Genomic DNA, 21,734 nt, shown 5'->3' on the forward strand with positions numbered 1-21,734 from the left:
ACGTTCCATGCTTCAGAGTGTCGGGCTCTTTGCCGCGAAACTTGTTTTCGAACAGTCGCCGGATCCTGTTGAATCAACCGCCAGACTGCTCAAGATGAAAAAGATCCTGCCCGATGCCTATTATCTGGAATTTTATCTCGGACAGAACCTGGTCCGCCTCGGGCGCCATGACGAAGCCCTGCTCCACCTGAATAGAGCCCTGACCCTCAACCCCGAAGAAGAAGATATTCCTTATATCTATTCATTTATCGGTGATTGCTTGAAAGACCTCGGAAAATATAAAGAGGCCATCGCCATGCTTGAAAAGGGCCGCACGATTGATGATGAACGTCCGGATCTCCACAATCTTCTGGGTTTCTGCCATTTCAAACTGGAAAAATATGAGACTGCGGTGCACCATTTTACCAGGGCGGTTGAACTGTTCCCGTCTTCGGCAATCGATTATGCCAATCTCGGAGTCAATTACCGGAAACTCGGTAAAAATGAAGAGGCGATCAAGAATTTTGAACTGGCCCTTGAAATGGATAAATCCATTGATTTTGCCCGTACCCATCTTGAGGAACTCAGCGCCCAGGCGTGATCATCTCTCCAGATACTTTCCTTCTTAAATGACAGCAAAGGCATGAAGTAAAACCATACGCTTCATGCCTTTGCTGTTTTGCTCGATGAACACATCCTACTTGCTATTCTCGGCACCGTCCGCTGCCACATGACAGCCCTTACAATTGACCGGTCCGTTTTTCCCCTCAAAGCCGTTTTTATGACATTCCTTGCACTTGGCATGAAAGATTGCCTTCCTGACTTTCAGGTTTTCGTTTTCAAACAATTGATTATGGCAGGCCAAACATTGAAGCTGGGAGGTGTCCTCCATGGCCGCAATTTCTTCCTGAGTACGGCCTTTATGCGCTTTATCATGATGGCATTGGGCGCATTGAATACCTGTTTTTTCATGAATCTCATGACCAAACCGCGCCGACTTCTTTCCTTCTAGGGTCAATTCTCCTTCAGGATAGACCGGCGTTTTTTGCAATTCCTCCCCGGACACTGCCAATCCGCTGATCAATAATAAGAGACTGATTGCCACCGCAATTATCGATGTTCTTTTGTTCATCTGCTTTCCTCCTGTTTGAAGTTTGTTACATTTTCATGCTTCCATGCCTCAATTCTAATGCTTACAAACAAAGGGGAATAGCCGACATCGGGTCATGTCGCCCTACATAGCTGCTGAAATCCTACTGAGGGAATCTGCTTTTTAGAATCTCAATCTGCCAAACTATCATAGTTCTTTGGGTGTATAGTAAATTCTGGTAGTATATTTTCCAGTTAACCGAGCTTAATTCAGAGTCGCAAATCTTAATAGAAATCATCCTATGATCAGAATCAACGGGGACCAAATCCGCCGCATACGGGAGTCAAAGGGTCTGACGCAACTCTATCTTGCGACTTTTGTCGGAGTGACCACCGACACCGTCTCTCGCTGGGAAAACCGTAAGTATCCGACGATCAAGAAGGAAAACGCCGCAAAACTTGCCGAGGCACTGGAAACCGATCTTGCCAAGATTCTTGAAAACCCCGATTCAGCGGAAGCCGTCAGCGAAGTATTTGCCCACGACCAGGGCAACTATCGTACTTCTCTGCCCGGCCCATTAAAAATATTATGGGCATTACTCGCCTTTACCGTCATCTTCGGCTTCACTGCCTGGTGGTTCACCTCAGTAAGCGATACGAGTGAAATCAAGGCGGAAAGGATTCTTCCCAGGCATTCCCCTCCCGGCAGCCGGTTGCCGATAAAAATCATTCTCACCGCCCATGACCAGGCACTCTACCCGTTAATCCTCAAGGAAGTCTTACCGGATGGAACCCGGCCGGTCACCGGCATGCCCGACTTCTATTCAAAAGGCGAAAAAGACAACTCAATAAAGTGGTTGAGCAAAAAAGGCGAAGGGAAGAATTCCTTCTTTTACATGGCAGAAATCGATTCCCAAACAAAACCGGAGACTGTCTTGACTTTCACCGGCAAGGTCACCAGTAAAAAGGGCAAACAAGCAACCGTCAATGTTCAAGGCATGGACGCCATAACAGTCCGGCCTTTCCATTGGGCGGACAGCAATATGGACGGGGTGATTGATGACGATGAAATCCTGTTAATTATTGACACCTTTCCCTGGCTGGAAGACCTGGATCTGTTCCAGAAGGAAATTGAAACAATCTGGGAGGCCGAAGGCTATACCTGGGACAGCACGAACAAGAAATTCATTACAATCCCTTAATCCTCTCCGGACGCATACAACCGGGCAAATTTCACAGTTTCCTTACCGCCTTTTTTTTCGTACAGAAAAAACGGTTCCAGGACCTGCAAATCCTCTTTCCCATCTTTAACCGCCTCGACCAGCACCCGGAATTCATCGCCACCGGGATACGGGTAAACCGTCTGTATCCGCCTGGGTTCAAGTCCGTTCGCAGTCAATTGATCAAGGAGTTCTCCGACCCTTGCAGCCGGATAGACCACAGTAACCCGACCGAATCTTTTCACGGCAAAAGCCAGTGCGGAAGCCACCTGCTGAAGATTGGCCGCCAATTCATGTCTGGCAAGAGCTTTTTCAATATGGGGGTTTATTCTGCCACAGGCGGATTTCGTATAGGGAGGATTGCACAGGATAGAATCAAATGAATCAGGACTGATCAGCTGATCAATGACTTTCAAGTCGCCGGAAATACAGTGGATCAATCCGTCATAACGGTTGAGAGCAATATTCTGCTTAATGAGCGCGACAAGACTTGGCTGCAATTCCAATGCGCAGATAGACACCCCAAGGTGTTTCCACTTGTATGCGATTATCAGGGAGATTACGCCGCAGCCGGCACATAAATCGAGGATTGCGTCGCCCTGCCCAGGCACTGAAAAATGCGCCAGCAGCACGGCATCAACGGAAAACCGGTAACCGTCCCTGTGCTGCAGACACAACAACTCCCCCCCGAAAAGGGAATCGGTTGTCAACTCTGATTTTACAGTCGGAACCATTAATGCTGTCTACGCTTAAAGTAACTATTTAGCGTGGCCCAAAAAACAAGACCACCAAGCATTAACTGTTCAACAGTGCTTCAGATGTGTACAAGCAGGACGGTGAGCTATACATCGGTATGCGAGCCGACCTGATCGTGCGCAGCTGGAGTGCTGCTGAATAGTTACAGCTAAAAAACACTTTCACCCTCAACAAGCTTATTCATAACCAGACCGGTAAGAATCTTTGGGTAGAAATAGGTCGACTTATGCGGCATGACCAGATTTTCATCGGCAACGCGCTTCACCTGTGAAACCGGGGTTTCATTCATCAGAAAAAGCATGGGAGTGTAGGCGGGGTTCAAGGTATATTCCTTAACTGCTCCATCCAGTGCGGCATCAGGATCACTGTAATAATCAATGAGATTTTCTCTTTCGCATGTCTCATGGGAGAGACCGAGCATTTTCTCCAGAGCAAATTCCGAAAGCATCACCACATCAAGATCAAGAAGGGGGCCGGGCTGGAGCCCCTTCATTGCCTTTCGATAGACCGAATCTTTTATTTTCATCAAAAAACAGCGGTCTTCCTCTGGATGATAAAAACCAAACATTCCACCTGATTGCTTTTCCTCATCAAGACGGGCGAACACCTCGGCAAGGAGGACTTCTCTGGAGCCGCCGCTGATTTCCTCAATCGTAAATCCTTTTTTAAGCGCCTTGACGCAATCATCCGCCGACCGCACTCCGGGAAGACGCAGCAGACGATGAGTGGGCAACACCGACAGCCCCGGATCTTCCATATCGCAAAGATACATCATGACATGATTGAATGGGCTGTCTGAAGGCAATTCTCCCTGTCGTTCCCGGATGAGTTGACGGTAATTGAGAGCGGTGGTGTAACGGTGATGACCGTCGGCAATATATAACGCTCTGTCTCTCAGCAGGCCCCGAACCTGGTCGATAACCATAAAATCCGTCACTTCCCAGATGGTGTGCTTATTGCCGTCCAGATCATCCACAGAGCACAGGGGTTTGCCGGATTTTGCATCCTCAAGAAGCCTGATAATTTCTCCTTCCTGGTCCGCATAAAGAGAAAATATCTTGCTGAAATTTGTTTTACAGGCATCCATCAACTTGGCGCGGCCGACAGTCACTTCGGAAAATGTCTTTTCATGGGGCTTGACAATCCCTTCGGAAAATTCCGCCAGCTGCACCAGCGAAACAAAACCCTTTCTGGTGAGACGGGTACCGGACGGATGCGTATATTCAATATGATAGAGATACAGCGCGGGCTCGGTATCCCTTACAAGAATCCTTTCGTCCTGCCATTGCTGAAAAAGGGCCCGGGCATTGGCGTAACTCTCTTCAGTGCTTACTTTTTTGCTGAGGTCAAGCTGAACCATATTATATGGATTTTTCTCAACGAACCTGGCCTGTGCCTTCTCATCTATCACATCATACGGCGGAGTGACAACCTCCTCCAGATGAGCAATTTTTTCGGTGTTAAATCGTAATCCGCGAAACGGTGCTATGATTGCCATGCCTCTCCTGTCTCCTTATAAAACATCCCCATAAATGAGCGGGGGGAAAATAATTACTGTTTCATTCTTCGTGGTGATTGTCATTTTCCAGTTTGATGTTATCTTATTGTATTAAGGTGAGCGTCGGGTTGTTTGAAGCACCCAACTTAAGACAATCAAGTCTTTCCTGTAGAAAGGCCACAATCTACCAGATCAATTTAGGATTACAAATAAAATCTATTTACCTGTGTTACTCTGCAGAATTAATTAATCATTTAACGAGGTCACCATGTTCGATATCTTCATAGAAACCCATTTTTCAGCCGGCCACCACCTGCGCGATTATCCCGGCAACTGCGAACAACCCCACGGTCATAACTGGACCGTCAAAGTAACGGTGCGGGCCACTGAACTTGATGAATTAGGCATGGGTGTCGATTTCCGCACCATTAAAAACGCCCTTAATGAAGTCCTCGATGGACTTGACCACCGTAATCTCAACGAGCATCCCGACTTCCTGACCAAAAATCCTTCCTCGGAAAATATCGCCGTCCATATCTTTGACAATCTCAAAAAGGATCTCACGTCAGAGCGTTATCATCTTTACAGCATTACGGTGGGCGAAACCACGAATACTGGTGCCACTTATTTTGGCAAATGACCAAAATCTCCTCATTTCCGAGACCTTCTACAGTATACAGGGTGAATCATCCTTTGCCGGCTATCCCTGTGCTTTTATCAGGCTTGCCGGATGCAATCTGCGCTGCACCTACTGCGATTCCCGCTATACTTATGAAGAAGTTGGTCACGAAGTTTCCGTGCCGGACCTCCTGGCCTTTACCGATCAATACCCAGAAGCCCTGGTGGAAATAACCGGCGGCGAACCCCTTGTGCAGGAAAACATTTATCCCCTGATGACTGCCCTGGTGGACTCGGGGAGGACCGTGCTGCTTGAAACCAACGGCAGCCTGGATATCTCCCGGGTTCCGGAAAAAGTTGTAAAGATTATGGACCTTAAATGCCCGGAAAGCGGCATGAACAAACAGATGCTCATGGAAAATATTCGGCGGCTTACTCCAAAAGACGACCTTAAATTTGTGATTTGCTCAAGGCTGGACTATGACTGGGCAACAGAAACAATCAATGACCATCAACTGCTCGGTGCCCCAAACGGTCCGACGCTTATCTTTTCACCGGCACTCAACCGCCTCGAACCCGCCTTGATGGCCCGATGGCTGCTTGAGGACAAACTGCAGATAAAAATGCAGGTTCAACTGCACAAATTCCTCTGGCCCGATAAATCCCGTGGCGTTTAGCCCGGTTAATGCTGGCAATTAAAACGAAAACTCTGAGCCCGCCACTTTCCTGATTGGTAGGAACGTAATTCTTCAAATCCTCTTTGCAGACACATCTCTTTGACAACTTCTCCCTGCCGGCCCTGCATACCAGAAGCAATCAACACTCCTCCGGAATTCAGTTTACCTCGAAACTCATCCATATAGCGTAACAAGACCGACACGGTGAGATTTGCCAGGACCAGATCGAAAGTGTCCTGAATGTCTTCAAGCCTTGTATCAGAAACGCGGACCAAGGCCTCAAGCCGGTTATCAATGATATTCTGCCGGGCTATTTCCAGAGCCTCGGTGGATATATCAATACCCAGGACCGCGTCAGCACCTTTAAGTGCGCAAAGCAGCGAAAGTATTCCGGAGCCGCAGCCGATGTCCAGGACCCTTCTGAAAAATAATTCTCTGCCCTCGGATACATCCTCGATTGCCTGGATCACAAGGCCGGTGCTGGGATGAGTCCCGGAGCCGAAAACTTTGCCGGAGTCAAATTGCAGATCAGGATAACACGAGAAAACGTCAGGAGCTTTCTTGCAATCGTTACGATCTTTTTCTGTGACAAGTCGAGTATCAACTATTTCTGCTGACTCATTGCCTGCCAGTTCATCCGTGAATTTTTCAAGCATGACGGTGAGCTTCTGGAGATACCAGTCAATCCGCGGTCCGGGCCTGGTCTGGACCGTTAACAGCTTGCGATCTTTACCGTGGAGTACGGCATCATTGCCGAGTCCGAAAAATTGTTGCTGGAATTTTTCTGCGGTAACACGGTTTTCAAAACGCACCATAATATGAAGGCTTGCATCCCCATTGCTGTCAGGACAGTATTCAGGCAGAACAATGGAGGTCATTTTCTTATGGAGAATCTTTAAAGATGTTTTGATGATGTTCTTCCGGATTCATAAAGGGATGGATCGTAGCGGAAAACCACTTCCCGGAAAAAATCTATTATTGCCTGACGGCGATCGTATACCCTGACCTGCTCCGGAATAAGATCTGAAATTTCAGTGTGCTTAATGGCCATTTTATACTCTATATGTGCTGCAAATCTGTTGTCCAGATACCAGCCGTAGGTCAGGCCGAAAAGAAGGCCAGGCGGCGTAAAACCTTCATAACCATTAACCAGGCGGGTATAAAGGCTGGGATCCTTGGCCGAGCGGATCATCCTTGCCAGCCGCAGATATATATCGAGTTCCTGTGCGGTAAAATAACAATTCCAGGATGATTGATCGCGCACCGTAAGCTGAAAAATTTTCCCCAGATTCTCACTTTCTTCATCCAGTTGAAGCATTTCCTTTTTTGCAGCGTAATTTCCCAGAAGCGACTGCCCTAAAGCCACCAGAAAAGCCACTTCAAAGCGCTCCGGTTTGTCAAAGATGTCCTGCCTGATTTTTATGACCCCGTCGTCAGGATCATAAAAGGAAAAAATATTATCCCATTCCTGGGAACGTTTCCAGAGATCATCATCAATCAGCTTAACGCCTCTGATGTTTTGCAGATGTGAAACCGGGATATCCTGATGGTTCCAGAGGATACGGCAAATCGAATCCCGTACCTCTGAATCCAGATCAAGTCCGGAAAGCAGGTGTATAATTTTTGCATATCGGAGATTGGGCGTTTCATGACCGGGGTTGATAATCAACTTTTCGTTATCTTCACACCCGGGAAGATTTTTTGCCGAACCGTTCGACAGATAACTTCGGGCCGCCCAGATAGTTTTTACCGTAGTTGCAAGGGATTCGGGATCATGCTGGATTACCTTTCTTTCATCAAGGGCGTTTTGTGAAAAAATTCTCGCCTCAAACGGGGTGAGCCCCATTTCGCGCACCCGGTCATTATCAAGATAAATTGGCACCTTTCCCTCAACCGCATAGTTCTGCAGAACACTCCCTGGTATGTCCTGAAGCCTCAGGGTAAGAACCTGATGGAAAAGCCCATGCACACCTCCGGGTATATTCCGATGGTATGCCTTGACCAGATCAGACACATAAAAACGGCGTCGCGGATCATCGCTTGCAATGTCCGTCTCGCCTTTCTGGATCCAGAGATTTGCCACCAGGATTTTCAGCGCTTTGTTATTGGCGCGGATTGCCCGGGCAATTCCAGGGACCCTTAAAATCGGGATTATGCTGGTAAAAAGACTCCCCGGAGCAAATAAAATAATATCCGCCTGAGCAATGCTCGCCATGACCTCATCAGGCACATGCGGGGTATCATCGAATTCAACAAAAACCCGATCAACAGGATAGCCGCGCTGGGCATAGGCGGATTTATTCTCGCCGGTGACCAGAACGCCGTTGGTATACAGAATTTTTAATTGTGCAGGGGTTGTTGTGCAAGGAAGGACCGAATCAGGCTCAGCACCGATAATTTCAGCAAGAACCCGCAAGCCCTTTATTATAGCAGAATCAAAATTCTTCTCTGCGGGCGAGAGATTCTTGAAAATCGCTGCGGCAAGAAGCAGATTGCCCAGGCAATGCCTGTGATCCAACTGGGCATTAAGACGTTCGTCCAGGAAAATATTTTCCAAAAGATCCCTGAGCGCCTGCCTTAAAATGTGCGGCATACTCTCAGGGCTGACGCAACTCAATTCAATAAGTTCTTCCGCCGATGCAGGTCTTTGCGAATAGCGATAATTAAATAATGAATGGAGATTGCCGGCAGTCAGATAAGCCTCTTCTTCTGATAAGGAATATTGTTTCAGAAGATTCTGTCTTCTTATGGAAGAAAGCAGAACATGCCTTAAGTCGCCCAGGGCGATAATCGGCAGCTCCTTGAAAAATTCTCCGGTTGATCCACCGTCATCGGTGACACAGACAACGGACCGGGTGTTGGGGAATGTATCTTTCATGCCCTTGAACGGCGAACGCGGCCACAAAGGGATTCTGCTGTCGCCGCCAATAACATTTGAAAGCCCGGTGCCGCCACCGAAAACCACGACATTCAGGGCTGAGGTGTCCACCTGCGCCAGTGCACCTTCGAGGTCCGACAATGCGGCTGTGACTTTTGCCGGTCCAACCGGAGGAACCCCCATGATAACGAGGTTGATCATTTTCTCGACAAGATCTCCGGGAGGCAGAAAATCCAGCGGATCAAACCTGGTCTTTTCCAGGTTCTTTATCAGCGATGTTATGTCGGAATTCTTTTTTGAAAACATAATTGGAAATGCTCAACTCAGTTATTGAACTTCTTCTGTAGATGTAACCAACTGAATACAAATGAATTAGTCAACGACCTCGGGCAGGTGATTCAATTGGAAGTCAGTAGTCAGAAACCGGAAAAATACTGCAAAATCAATCACTCTGAATCCTTAATCCTGACTTCTGAAAATAATCCAATGCCAGTGTTTTTTATAATAATTATTGCATTTCAATAAATTAGAACAGGGCAGAAAGTTGAGTCAGTTATAATCCGGTTGCAGCCATCTGCTTGCGCACCGCCACTTCGGATTCAGCCATTGCCGTCTTTTCCTCATCAGTCAACTTAAACTCAATGATTCTTTCCACCCCATTACTGCCAAGCACAACCGGAACTCCGAGGAAACATCCGGAAAAGCCGAATTCTCCTTCAAGATAGGCTGCGCAAGGCAAAACACGTTTGCTGTCCTCTAAAATTGCCTGAGCCATTTCCACCGCGGCAAGACCCGGTGTATAGAAGGCGCTGCCGGTTTTCAGATGATTGACGATCTCAATGCCGCCCTGCTGGGTGCGCTTGACAATTGCGGCAAGCTCATCGCTGGACAGTAAATCGGTTACCGGCACCCCGGAGACATTTGCCAATCTCACCAGGGGCAGCATATTATCACCGTGGATTCCCATAACCATGGCGCTCACATCTTGCGGGGCAACCCCCAGTGCTTGAGAAAGAAATGTCCGGTATCTGGCTGAATCCAGCACCCCGGCCATGCCGATTACCCGGTTCCGGGGGAACCCGGACACCTTGAATGCCGTGTACACCATGGCATCGATGGGATTGGTCACTACGATCAATACGCAGTTGGGCGAATGTTTTGCCGCCTGGTCAGCACAGGATTTTACAATGGCGACATTCTTGGTAAGGAGATCATCCCTGCTCATTCCGGGTTTTCTGGCAAGTCCCGCGGTGATGATAACAACATCCGAGTCAGCCGAATCTTTATAGTCATTGGATCCTGTAACCCTGTTCGAAAAGCCGTCAACCGGCCCGGACTGGGAAAGATCCAGGGCCTTTCCCTGGGGGACTCCTTTAACAACATCCAGTAAGACAACATCCCCAAGGCCACGGCTTGCAGCCCAGTGCGCTGCGGTGGCACCGACATTTCCGGCACCGATTATGGTGATTTTATTTCTCATACCTTCCTCTTGTAATGTATTTTATTAACAAATAGGTTCTGACTGAATAATTCAGGACGTTTCTCCTGCCAATCGGCTCCCGGCTTATCGATTATTCTGTAATCGGACCATCTCCACAACCCGCTCAAGGTCTTTGGGAGTATCCACTTCGATGGAATCATGATCGGTCAACACCACCTTGATTGAATAGCCGTATTCCAGGGCACGAAGCTGTTCGAGCTTTTCAAATTTCTCCCATTCCCCTTCCGGGAGGCTGACAAAGGTCAGAAGAAATCCCTTACGATAGGCATAAAACCCCAGGTGCTTATAATACGTCGGCGAAACAGGCTCCTCCGGATTCCGCTGAAAAGGGATCGATGAGCGGGAAAAATACAGGGCCTTGCCGTTGCGGTCGAAAACCGTTTTGACATGATTGGGATCATTGATCTCTTCTTTCCTGATTATCTTATAGATAAGGGTGGCCATGGGCAGAGCGGGGTCATCAAGCAGCGGTCTTGCCACCTGCTCGACAACTGCCACTTCAAACAGCGGCTGGTCTCCCTGGATATTGACCACAACGTCCTGTTCGGGAATCTCCATCAATGTTGCTGCCTCAGCCAGACGGTCAGTGCCGGAGACATGGTCAGGACTGGTCATAACCACTTCACCACCGAAACTCCTGACGCAATCGGCAATCCGCTGGTCATCGGTGGCAACTGCGACTCTTTGCAGAAGAGGCACAGCTAAAGCGCGTTCATAAACATGCTGGATCATCGGCTTGCCGAGAATATCGGCCAGGGGTTTTCCTTCAAAACGATTGGAATGATATCGAGCCGGAATGATCGCCACCACCTTTGGCTCGCTCTTATGTTTCAGGTCCATGAGTTCTTTTTAATTTCAGATAATTGTTTATTGATTACAGAAAAGGCCTTTCCACTTTTCCGGATGGTTGCAAAGTAAAACACTATATCCTTTTTCATCGAAAAAGAAAATCCCACTATAACCCATGTTCTGTCCTTTTTTATGTATAATCGAATGAAGGCAAGAAAATCAGATTGAGAAGGTGCGATTTGGCGCTGTAATCCATCACATCAGAGGTCAGGGGCTGGCTTGCATTCTTGGATCATTTGCTAAGTTCCAGCAAGCTGACCTCAAGTTGTTTTCTCAAATCTTTTGATTTTTTCCTTTGTTCTTCCGTGTTCCGCACCGACCTGCTTATTGTAGTCAGATCCCGGTTAAATCGGTTTGCCACTTCGGATAAGGTGGTTATTTCAAACTGCATCACGAGCCATCCTATTATTCCACGGATGGCAGACATTTTTCGCTCTCTGGAGGGGCTTGACAATTCTTTTTCCATTAGCCCGTTTTGTTTACAGACGTATTTAACTACAACATCGATGCTTGGCTTTTTGATAATGTTTTTTTGCTGGAGAACCCTTTCCACAAAACCGTCATCGCCCAAAACACGACTGTCATGCTCGCCGATATAAAGGTCCTCTCTATGCCCTTCTTCTACGCCTCTTTCGACAAACTCAGCAAACTTTCTCCGGGCGGCTGGTTTTGTTTTTGCAAATTGACCCAATATCCAATCGGTTGTTAATAAAGACAATTCCTGCGCACCAAGATATACCTGGTGGCTGCTCCATTTATAATCATCTGCCTTTATTGTCATGCCTGCCCGAACCGGGTTATTATGGATATACCTGACCAGCTCAAGCATATAGCTGTCCGCATCAATTAAAATCGCTTTATACCGCCCCTGAAACAGATGCCCGACTCTATTTTTTTTCTTGTTGATATACTTGGTGTATCGAAAGGAAAGATTCTGAACAATCTTTGACAAGGGAATTGCGCCTACCTGGATTATCAGATGGATATGGTTTGACATGAAGCAATAGGCATGAAGCCGGTATTGAAAACGTTCTGTCCCCTCTTGAATAAGCTGGAACAGGCGGGCTCGGTCTTTATTTGAAAAAAATATCTTCTCGCCGTCATTGCCACGGAGAATTACATGAGAAAAACCACCTGCCACATGAAGTCTTGGTTTGCGTGCCATAAAATAAACTTATCAAAAATAATGCAACAACGCAAGCCTGACCCCTTTCTTACTTCCTACAATTGTCAGAAATGCTAATTTTCTCATGATAATGATCCTACATTGGTTCACTAAATGGTTTAAGTTCAATATTCTTTCTCTCTTCATTCCTTAATCTAAAAAGATTTCTCCATTTTTCATAAGGGACTTTTGAAGTGAAAGAAGCCTTGCTTTGATTATCAATCCTCTCTTCCCTGGTCGTAAGCTTTGGAAGTTTGATGGTGACAGGTTTCTTTTCCGGGAGATATGCTCCTTGCGATTCAACGATGGATGTTTCAATATGACCGGGAAAAGCTCCGTACCCTGGCTTAAATACAATTGGTTCGCAATCAGGATCCCAGCCGCATAAGGGGCGGAACGTAAATATCCTGTGCGAGGGAATATGAAACTCACCATTGGCATCGGTCAAGGTCTCAATCGCATCAGCAAAGCTCGTTGTCGGCCCGAAACAATCGTTAAAAAATCTTAGAAACACCACCGCTCCTTCGATGGGCTCTTCAGTTTCCTTATCCACAACCTTTCCCATGTAAGGCCCGTAACTGTTGGTTACCGCGCAGCCGCTTGTAATAATAAGAAACGCGAGCACTGCCAGTAAGCGTAATAGTATTTTCATGTTTTCCTCAAAATCCTTGATTTTCAATACTGTTCAATCTTCCAGATACCGTCATCCCCTTTGATAAAATAAATATAATATGACAAGATAACAGGCGCCCCCTCAATGTCATGTGTCCGGCGAATCCTATATTTTGCAATGTTGTCATCAACATAAATAATCTCAATGTCCTGCATATCTGCTATGAGTTGAGGCAGTTGCCCGCCTATAGCATTAAATATCGATCTGTATGTATCTTTTGTCCTTTCAGAGAAATACCCCAACCCTCCTTCAACATCCTGCACAGCCAAAGCACTCTTCATCCCATCCCATTTGGCTTTGAGCAGAGTATCAAGAGCAACCTTATCCACCACCAGGATTGCTGCCGCATCAGAATATACATTACTTGAAGCATCGGTCACCTCGGCAGTGATATCATATATGCCCGGCACGGAAACCTGTACGGTGAAATTCTCGGCATCATCAAAAGTCAACGAGTCCATTCCGGCAGGTCCCATGGAATAAACATTGGTGTCAGCAGACGCCATATCAAACGGCGCGTCAATCCGGAAACTCGCCGTTAGCGGAGAAAGCCCGGATTCTCAAACAAAAAAAGGCGCTTCGAGGAGCACCCCGAAATCGCCTTCATTTCACACTATTGCTGGCATGACTTTCCTCTGTTTTTCTCACCTCACTGCACAAAAGGCTCCCAGGCAGGAGCGGCTGTCCTGAAACCGCTGGTTGTAATCTGCACCGGCACTCCTCCATAGATATCAATGGTGTAAATATCACTGCCCTGTACATACGCTATACTTAAACCGTCAGGGGAAAATTCTGGTTGCCAGCAGCTTGAAACACAATCAAACAGTTTGCTCATGTTCCCACCGTCTTTATCCATAATCCAAATATCCATCACCCCGCCCCCGTCTCGGTCGGAAGCAAAAGCCAACCACTCTCCATCGTGGCTCCAGACAGGTTGGGTGTTCATGAAATCATCATTTGTCAAAGGAACATCTCCTTCAGTCTGATCCGGGTAAAACATATGGAGATAAATATCCCTGTCCGGGACCATTAACCCACTTACCTCATCCCTCTTTTCATTGAGATAATACGCTATTCTATCACCCTGCGGCGACCATGCAGGAGCACTGCCTTCAACAGTGTGATCCTGCCAGTACTCAAAACTGTTTATATATTCCCAGGCGCCGGTGGCAACGTCAGAAACAATCAGGCCATAATAAAACATATAATCAGAACCCATTGCCACGAGCTTACTTCCATCAGGATTAAATGATGGATTAAGAGCATGCTGGTCAGGATCCTGCCAATCGGGAGTAAAACTCAGCGACTGAAGGATATTATCAGGATAGGAAGCGGTTGATGCCGAATCAATTACTATTATATCTGTCTTGTGATTTGAACCATAGCATACCGGGTCAGAGGGGTCAGGATATGTGCAGGTCTCCTTTGTAAAAGCAAGCACACTGCCATCCCTTGTCCATACAGGACTAAAATAATAAACACTTGTTTCCGGTGAATCCAAAGGATCCGGGAATGTTATCTGTGTGATGGAGGTAGGTGGAGCGCCTGGTAATACAGTAAAGATATCACTCGGTTCGCCGTCTCCCCCGGGCTGGTGATAATAGGCTATTCTCGAATCCTCGCCAAACGTCTGCAGTTTAGCAGCAACGCCGCCTTGTTCGTTGCCAAGTCGCCCCTTAAAAACAACCATGAATTTTATATCTGAGGCATCTGCCGGGATGGGCGTGGTTAAAGGACCGACAGAGATTGGAACATAATCAGAGTTGATCGGATCGATTTCGCTGGAAATACTATATACGTTGGCAACATGATGATAGACCGGAACGCTTTGCCCATTTGGGACATATTGATAGACAACATCAATTGAGCCCTCTCCAAACGGCTCGGTGGTCTGACCGTCTAAAGTTGTAAGGTTCTTCACTTTGAATTCGAATCCGGTGACAGTAATGCCCGGCCCAAGATACGCCCTGGCATTTTTGATATCCATATCACCCCGGAAGAAATAGTCAAGAATCGCGGTGGAGTAGCCAACTGCACGAGGAATCAACACAGAAGCATAATCTTTATGGATTTCTTCATCAAGAACCGGGGCGCCTAAGTCATAATATCCAACCCGGACACACTCTTTTGAAATATAACTGACAGAAGATAATCGTATATCAGATGTACCTCCTGCATTTCCATGTATGTATATCTTATTGTCGGATATGCCGTCTTCAGCATCGACTCTAATCGGATGTTTCCAGTCGATTACAAAATAATCGGTATCTTCATATGCAGGGTGAGGATAACTATTAATAAGCGCATCTTGGTTAAATACCGTGTCTTTGCTAAAAAAATTTGCATTGGTGTATTCAGCAAGTCCGATATCTTTTAAATTTGGAATAACATCTTTAGTCACACTAGGATCAGGGGTTGGATTATTATATTTATTCTGATCCCATAAGGCTGAAATCGGTACTGATGCCAAAACATAATCCGGCCCACCCTGAACAAAATTTCCGAAAACAGCCATATCAACCTGAATCCCGGTGAAATTAATCATATCGCCATTCGATGCGGCATATTTCACCCAATTCTCATACGGATCGCCATTAAAAGCAGGTAGATGAGGATCATTCCTGACATGAGCAGGGACTGCCGTGTCCGACAATAGATGCATTACCTGACCTAACGATTTAAAAGTGAGGGCAAATAATGATTCTGATCCGGAAGTCAGGGCTTCGTAATAATAATTTCTGGCCCAATACCACGATGCATGGTTGGGGAATTGTGTTTCATTTGTCGCCTTAACTTGAGCCTGCAATAACGACGATCTTCTCCAACCATCAATATCTACTGGCAATTCACCAAGTAGACCCGCATTGTCCCATGGTTGCAAGGGATCATGAAAGTGGCGAAGAACTTGTATATAAGGTACATCCTCAGCTGTACCTCCACTTGCTATCCACCTTTCAACAGTAAGAATTTCATTGGCAGAAAATAACTCTTCATTTAAGCCTTTTTCGAATCCAATCTGTCGTAAAACATCTTTTGTTACTAACAAAGATTGCTTAGCAGCACTTATATTGATCTGTGGATGAACCTTTTCTTCATCATATGCTAATCCTGCTGAATAAACACCACAGACAAAGAAAGTTAAAATGAATATTTGCCAAATTTTCATAATTCTCACTTATAAATTGTTTAAGTATTAGGGATCAATACCTGTTTCTTTTCTTTCAATCCTTTCAAGATTACGTAAAATTTTGAATGCATCTGATGGAGCTGATCCAGGATAAAGGTTGCTCAAGTTGTCAATTCTTTCCTCCCTGGTTTTAAGTTTGGGGAGCCAGATCACAACAAATTCATCTTCGGGTAATGGAAGAGAAGGTTTTGGTTTTACTTTCGGATGACGAGGATATGCTCCGTAGCCTGGCTTGAAAATAATGACATCACCTTGAGGTTCCCATTCATGAAACAGCCGAAGTCGTTGTATTTTATGTTTGGGGATTTCAAACATGCCGTTTTCATCAGTCAATACCTCCAGTGCATCCTCAAATTTTGATAAGTCTCCCCCCGGACTCAAAAGAAAATTTGTATAAAAACGCATGAACACCACAGCTCCTTCAATCGGTTCATGCGTTTCTAAATCAACCACGCGACCTTTATAAGGACCGAACTCTCGCGACCATGTACAGCCAGAAAGAAGCACAACCGCAAAAACCATAACTATTGATTTCAATAACGGATTCATTGATTTCATTAACAATCTCTTCGACATTGCAACCTCTTAAAACTGCTCAATTGCCCAAAGGCCATTTTCGTTCCTCTGGAAATAAATATAGTATGTAATTGTAACAGGAGTTCCATCGATATCATGCACTCTACTGATGCGATATTTAGATCTGTCATCCCTTGCATAAATTATATCGATTTCTTGAGTAATTGAAAAAAGATTTGGTAACTCGCCATAAATAGCATTGAATCCTCCACGGTATTTTGCCTTTGAAGTTTCTAGAAAATACCCCAACCCTCCTTCAACATCCTGCACAGCCAAAGCACTCTTCATCCCATCCCATTTTGCTTTGAGCAGAGTATCAAGAGCAACCTTATCCACCACCAGGATTGCTGCCGCATCAAAATATACATTACTTGAAGCATCGGTCACCTCGGCAGTGATATAATATATGCCCGGCACGGAAACCTGTACGGTGAAATTCTCGGCATCATCAAAAGTCAACGAGTCCATTCCGGCAGGTCCCATGGAATAAACATTGGTGTCGGCAGACGCCATATCAAACGGCGCGTCAATCCTGAAACTCGCGGTTAGCGGAGAAAGCCCGGATTCTGTTGACTGAATAAGTCTTAAGTAACTGGCCCCGGCCTGACAGGTAACATTCACTGTTTCTTCTGCAACATTTCCATCAGTATCCGTGGCAATAACTCTGATGGTATTAGCACCTTCCTGCAAAGCTATATGATTCGCGGCAAATTCAGTATTGTGTTGAATCGCAATTTCCCCGTTGACGTTAATGCCGATCTCGGCGGTGACGCCGGTAATCATCCCCTTTACCATGGCAAAAGGTCGATCAAACACAGTACCTTCTGCCGGTGATGTAATCGTCAAGGTCATCACCTGGACAGTATCAAAAGCCTCATCGTTTGACACTGTTGAGAGTCCGACATTGTTTTCCGAGGTAATCATGAAGTGATACGTGCTGCCGGAGACAAGGCTGGTAAAATCCATACGGTGAGATGTCACCAGGGTGCTGTCAAAAACCATGCTTCCATAAGCAGAACTCATTCCATAATCCACCTGACTGGATGCGGGTTGGTTTGTATCCCAGGTGATTGTGGCTGAATTACCCGTTATATTGGTTACTGCAATATTACTGATTACCGGATAGTCGTTTGTTGTGAAAGTATCATCTGCTGATGACTCTGTCCGGGCATCACCTGCAGTGGAAAGAACTCTGTAATGATATGTGGTGCCGGGAACCAGTCCGTTAATAACAATACTGTGGTTTGTAACAAATGCTGGATCAGAGACCTGCTGGCCATAAGCTGGAGTCAGTCCATACTCCACAACACTGTCCGCAGCGAGGTCGGTATCCCAGGTGATTGTCGCCGCTGAATCAGTACTATTGATCACAGAAATATTACTGATATTAAACGGCAGAAACGTTGAAAAAACAGTATCAGCAGAGCTTTGACCGAGACTGTTATTCCCTGTTGAAGACAACCTAAAATGATATGTGGCGTCAGGCGTCAGGTTTGTCAAAATAACACTGTGATTCAGGACAAGTGCTGAATCAGATGCTGTCTGTCCATAGGAAGAAGTCACACCATAATCGATAACACTGTCACTTATTATATCCGTCAACCAGGTGACCGTCGCCGAGGTGTCGGTGACATTGCTGATCATGATATTTGAAATCACCGGGGGCGCCGGATCAAGTGATTCATTAACCGTTACCGTCTCACCGATATTAAGGTTTCCGGAGATGACCCCGGAATAATACCCAGGCTTTAATATCTCCCCACTGAAAGCACCGGCAGCGACATTATTAATCGTGTAAATGCCTGTGGCAGCTGTTGTGGCGGTCAAAACATTGCTCTTGAAGTCGGTTACGGAAACTATTGCCCCGGCAATGGGCAGCCCTGTGCCATTTTCAGTTATGGTGCCGGTGATAATGCCGGAGGTGTTGACCGTTACAGAAATGGAGTCGGTCACCACCTGCCCCAAACCATTGTCTGCCTTTGCGGTAATTGTCTGGATACCATCCGGCAGGTCAATCTCTGCTGTAAAAGTACACCGTGAACCCGCATTTATTGTCGCGGCAACACCGTTGACGGTGGTGGTTGCCAGCGGTGCATTGCAGTCTCCGCTTACAGTTATCGGAGTGGAGTTGAATATAGCACCGTCAACTGGTGCGATAATGTTAATGGTTAGCGGATAACTCAACTGGGTGTTGACAACAACCGAGCCGCCCACCGGAACCGTACTGTTCAAGGTTTTTGAAAAATATCGTGCCTCAGTAAAGGTGATGGAAAAAGCACCCTGCACAGTATTAGTAACCGTGTATGCGCCAGCCTCGTCGGTTACTGCTGTATAGGTCCCGAACGAATCAGTCACAAAAACATTGACGCCTTTAATCGGTAGACCTGTGCCTGTACTGGTTACAAAGCCTTTCACTGAGCCCTCGGCTACCAGGCTTACATTCAGTGTTTCTGTCAGGCTCTGCCCGAAAATATCATCAATAACCACGGTCAGTACATTCTGCCCCTCGGCAAGCGGGACATTCAGGATAAAATTTTTACTATCGGCAAGAGTGGCCGGCAGATCATTTATCATGACCGATACCAGTTCATTGCTTCCATAGCCCTTCACAGTCACAGGCGTATGATATTTTTCCGCCCCATCCAATGGATTAGACATCTTGAGGACAAGAGGAGGTAATGGCAATTTTTCAACCTTGACCCATTTTTTGGATACTGTGCCGTTTGTTGAATCAGCCCGAATTTCGATATAATTCGTTCCCTCATGGAGGAGGACGGTGTGTGCAAAAGTCTGGTCCGGCTGCATGGATATTGCCTGGCCCTGGATGGAGAGACTGACAATCCCGCCTTCAACCAGGCCGGCAATCTGCAAGGTCTCGTCATATGTTTTGATATTGTCCAGACCCGAGACTATCTTTATTTCCGACAGAGCACCATACGGAAGGATGGAATAAACATTTAAAGAGGTGCCTGAATATTCAATAAAATCTCCAAAACCATCAAGATCCCAATCAGTGACAAAGGAAAATTGATTTAAAGCCGGGACGTTGACGGTGAAAGGATCTACTCCCGAAAGAACATTACCGAATTCAATTATCCCATCCTCTCCTGTTTCTTCCAAACCGTCATGGTTGATATCACCCAGCCTGGGAACAGAGGTCAGGAGTCCTGGTGCGTCCGAAAAGGCTCCCTGCCCAAGCTCGGGAGAGAGTTGCAAAGAAACGCCGCCATAGATCGCGTAAGATTTGCTGGTACTGCTGTCAACCCTGATATCTCCATATCCGTCACCATTAAAATCGCCGACACCCCATACATGAGAGCCGAATTCATCAAAATATAAATATGGTCCATTGATGCTTGCCACCCCGGATGTCAGGGATTGACCTCCATAGAGAATTCGGACATTGCCGCTCCGATCCAGACCTCCCAATGGAGCGCCAATTACCACATCGTTGAATCCATCCCCATTCACATCTCCTGCAAGGGCAATACTCTCTCCCAGGTGTTCGGCCTCAAAGTAAACTGAGGACTCTCCGTATGCGGTTTTCCCGTCAAGAATATAGTCCGGTCCAGGATCAGGGGAAGGGCTGCCGGCAAATACATACACCCTGCCTTCGCCCCTGTACGCATTATTTGGATCAATGGCTTGTTCAACATCACATCGGGGCGATGTTGTTATAATGTCATTGCTGTTGTCATTGTTTAAATCAGTAACAACAAACTTTTCGCCTATCGGGCAACCTGGTTCTCCGAGAAGGGATATTGTCTCTCCAATCCCGCCCCCTAAAATTACCAGTATTTTACCGACAATATTTTTCCCTTGCTTGTGGGTTGGAATACCCAGAATCAGATCTCCGTATCCGTCACCGTTAAAATCACCGGTAGCTGTCTGGGAGACAGGTTTTTCCTTGGACAAACTGATAGTATGAACAAGATTCGGGCCGCTGGTACCCCAATAAATCATGTCACAGGTTTCAGGGGAGTATGGACCTTCACCCCCGGCAGTTACTGCGGTCACTTTATAACAATACTTTGTCCCGACCTGAATATTGATATCCTCGTAATAATTCTGCGAAACTGTAATGAAAGTTCCGTCATATTGGGTTGCAGCCAGTCTCCTGTAAACTCTGAACGCAGTTATGTTCTGGCCTGGAGGGGCATACCACTGAACTCTTATTGTATCCGGAGAATGCTCTGATCTTGCACTGCCGGGAGCAGGGGGCAGATCTGCGACAATAACCGTGACACTGTCTGTAATTGTGCCGCCGTCACCAACAGCGGTAATCGTGTATGTAGTTGATACGGCGGGAGAGACATCCTGAAATCCGATTTCATTAACATTGCCAATTCCATTGTCAATAGACACACTTATATTCGCGTTCGTGGAGTTCCAATCAAGTCTGGAAGTCCCGCCCGAACCAATTGTCAAAGGATTGGCTGAAATTGTAACGGCAGGAAGGAGAGGCCCAGCAACCACATTTACTGTAACAAAATCTGATTCTGAAGCATTATCGCTGGAATACACCGTAAGTTTATACGTTGTTGTGACTACAGGATTGACAATGACTGAACCGTTTACAGAAACATTACCGATTCCATTGTCTATTTCCGCAATCACGGCTTTGAAAGTTTCCCATGCCAGGGTAACATCTTCACCCGGTTGGATTGTTGCGGGGGTTGCAGTAAAAGAATCTATCCTTGCCAGCCGTACTCCTCGCCCTGCCAGACAAAAATCTGTCAATGAAAACGAGAACAAAACTACCAGAAAAAAGACGGAAAAGCCCTTGCCAATCGGTTTGTTATGCACACACATCAGAATATTCCTGTTTTTATTTTTAAATCAAATAGTTACAATAACACCCACCCTGTTTCTGACGCATAACTCTTCCCAGGAAAGATAAAAACACCAAGAGTAGAGATTATTTTTATGAATTATAGAAATTACCTGTGATGCCCACAGAGGTCCATCATTAAAATGTCAGGTAAATAATCCATCAAACAGTTAATGTCAACCACTTTTTTGCACAATTTTATTGTTATGCTTAATCAACAATCTATACCATTTCTGT

The 21,734-nt window shown here is 46.2% G+C and carries 17 protein-coding genes; 4 read left to right on the forward strand and 13 right to left on the reverse strand.

The window, feature by feature from the left end; all coding sequences use genetic code 11:
- The coding region (locus tag KKE17_01545; GenBank protein MBU1708665.1) for a tetratricopeptide repeat protein at nucleotides 1–580 on the forward strand (580 nt) is incomplete at its 5' end.
- 96 nt (nucleotides 581–676) lie between these two features.
- Here the strand turns inward: KKE17_01545 and KKE17_01550 are convergent.
- Nucleotides 677–1,111 carry a cytochrome c family protein gene (locus tag KKE17_01550; GenBank protein MBU1708666.1) on the reverse strand — a complete coding sequence of 145 codons (435 nt, stop codon included), beginning with the start codon at nucleotides 1,109–1,111 and terminating at the stop codon, nucleotides 677–679.
- 259 nt (nucleotides 1,112–1,370) lie between these two features.
- Between KKE17_01550 and KKE17_01555 the strand changes: the two genes are divergently transcribed.
- Nucleotides 1,371–2,270, forward strand: coding sequence for a helix-turn-helix domain-containing protein (locus tag KKE17_01555; GenBank protein ID MBU1708667.1), 900 nt, complete (start codon nucleotides 1,371–1,373; stop codon nucleotides 2,268–2,270).
- Here KKE17_01555 and KKE17_01560 read toward each other — a convergent pair.
- Together KKE17_01560 and KKE17_01565 are read right to left on the reverse strand one after the other, a co-directional pair.
- A complete protein-coding gene (locus tag KKE17_01560; GenBank protein ID MBU1708668.1) occupies nucleotides 2,267–3,022 on the reverse strand; it encodes a methyltransferase in 756 nt (251 codons plus the stop codon). The two genes, KKE17_01555 and KKE17_01560, sit on opposite strands and share 4 nt — an antisense overlap.
- Nucleotides 3,023–3,192: 170 nt before the next feature.
- Nucleotides 3,193–4,542 carry a DUF1015 domain-containing protein gene (locus KKE17_01565; GenBank protein ID MBU1708669.1) on the reverse strand — a complete coding sequence of 450 codons (1,350 nt, stop codon included), beginning with the start codon at nucleotides 4,540–4,542 and terminating at the stop codon, nucleotides 3,193–3,195.
- A 268-nt stretch (nucleotides 4,543–4,810) separates the two neighbouring features.
- Here KKE17_01565 and queD point away from each other — a divergent pair, with 268 nt between their 5' ends.
- The gene (gene queD / locus KKE17_01570; GenBank protein ID MBU1708670.1) at nucleotides 4,811–5,182 is read left to right on the forward strand and encodes a 6-carboxytetrahydropterin synthase QueD; all 372 of its coding nucleotides are present in this window, start codon (nucleotides 4,811–4,813) and stop codon (nucleotides 5,180–5,182) included.
- Nucleotides 5,172–5,837, forward strand: coding sequence for a radical SAM protein (locus KKE17_01575; protein MBU1708671.1), 666 nt, complete (start codon nucleotides 5,172–5,174; stop codon nucleotides 5,835–5,837). The genes queD and KKE17_01575 overlap by 11 nt, the downstream gene beginning before the upstream one ends.
- Before the next feature lie 5 nt (nucleotides 5,838–5,842).
- Here the strand turns inward: KKE17_01575 and KKE17_01580 are convergent, their stop codons facing one another.
- From KKE17_01580 to KKE17_01625, 10 genes are all read right to left on the reverse strand, one after another.
- A complete protein-coding gene (locus tag KKE17_01580) occupies nucleotides 5,843–6,715 on the reverse strand; it encodes a 50S ribosomal protein L11 methyltransferase (GenBank protein ID MBU1708672.1) in 873 nt (290 codons plus the stop codon).
- A 17-nt stretch (nucleotides 6,716–6,732) separates the two neighbouring features.
- Complete coding sequence (locus KKE17_01585; protein MBU1708673.1) at nucleotides 6,733–9,021, reverse strand: YvcK family protein; 2,289 nt, start codon at nucleotides 9,019–9,021, stop codon at nucleotides 6,733–6,735.
- Nucleotides 9,022–9,268: 247 nt separating this feature from the next.
- Entirely contained in the window at nucleotides 9,269–10,195 is a 927-nt protein-coding gene (gene mdh, locus KKE17_01590; protein ID MBU1708674.1) for a malate dehydrogenase, read from the reverse strand.
- Between the two features lie 84 nt (nucleotides 10,196–10,279).
- On the reverse strand, nucleotides 10,280–11,056 hold the full coding sequence (kdsB, locus tag KKE17_01595) for a 3-deoxy-manno-octulosonate cytidylyltransferase (protein ID MBU1708675.1): 777 nt from the start codon (nucleotides 11,054–11,056) through the stop codon (nucleotides 10,280–10,282).
- A gap of 241 nt (nucleotides 11,057–11,297) precedes the next feature.
- Nucleotides 11,298–12,230, reverse strand: coding sequence for a transposase (locus KKE17_01600; GenBank protein MBU1708676.1), 933 nt, complete (start codon nucleotides 12,228–12,230; stop codon nucleotides 11,298–11,300).
- 97 nt (nucleotides 12,231–12,327) lie between these two features.
- Entirely contained in the window at nucleotides 12,328–12,882 is a 555-nt protein-coding gene (locus KKE17_01605; GenBank protein MBU1708677.1) for a carboxypeptidase-like regulatory domain-containing protein, read from the reverse strand.
- Between the two features lie 23 nt (nucleotides 12,883–12,905).
- Entirely contained in the window at nucleotides 12,906–13,409 is a 504-nt protein-coding gene (locus tag KKE17_01610; GenBank protein ID MBU1708678.1) for a hypothetical protein, read from the reverse strand.
- Between the two features lie 143 nt (nucleotides 13,410–13,552).
- Nucleotides 13,553–16,069, reverse strand: a complete 2,517-nt coding sequence (locus KKE17_01615; protein ID MBU1708679.1) for a hypothetical protein — start codon at nucleotides 16,067–16,069, stop codon at nucleotides 13,553–13,555.
- A gap of 27 nt (nucleotides 16,070–16,096) precedes the next feature.
- Nucleotides 16,097–16,648 carry a hypothetical protein gene (locus KKE17_01620; protein MBU1708680.1) on the reverse strand — a complete coding sequence of 184 codons (552 nt, stop codon included), beginning with the start codon at nucleotides 16,646–16,648 and terminating at the stop codon, nucleotides 16,097–16,099.
- 27 nt (nucleotides 16,649–16,675) lie between these two features.
- The gene (locus KKE17_01625) at nucleotides 16,676–21,478 is read right to left on the reverse strand and encodes an FG-GAP repeat protein (GenBank protein MBU1708681.1); all 4,803 of its coding nucleotides are present in this window, start codon (nucleotides 21,476–21,478) and stop codon (nucleotides 16,676–16,678) included.
- Nucleotides 21,479–21,734 lie beyond the last annotated feature (256 nt).

The sequence above is a fragment of the Pseudomonadota bacterium genome, assembly GCA_018823135.1.
Taxonomy (GTDB): domain Bacteria; phylum Desulfobacterota; class Desulfobulbia; order Desulfobulbales; family CALZHT01; genus JAHJJF01.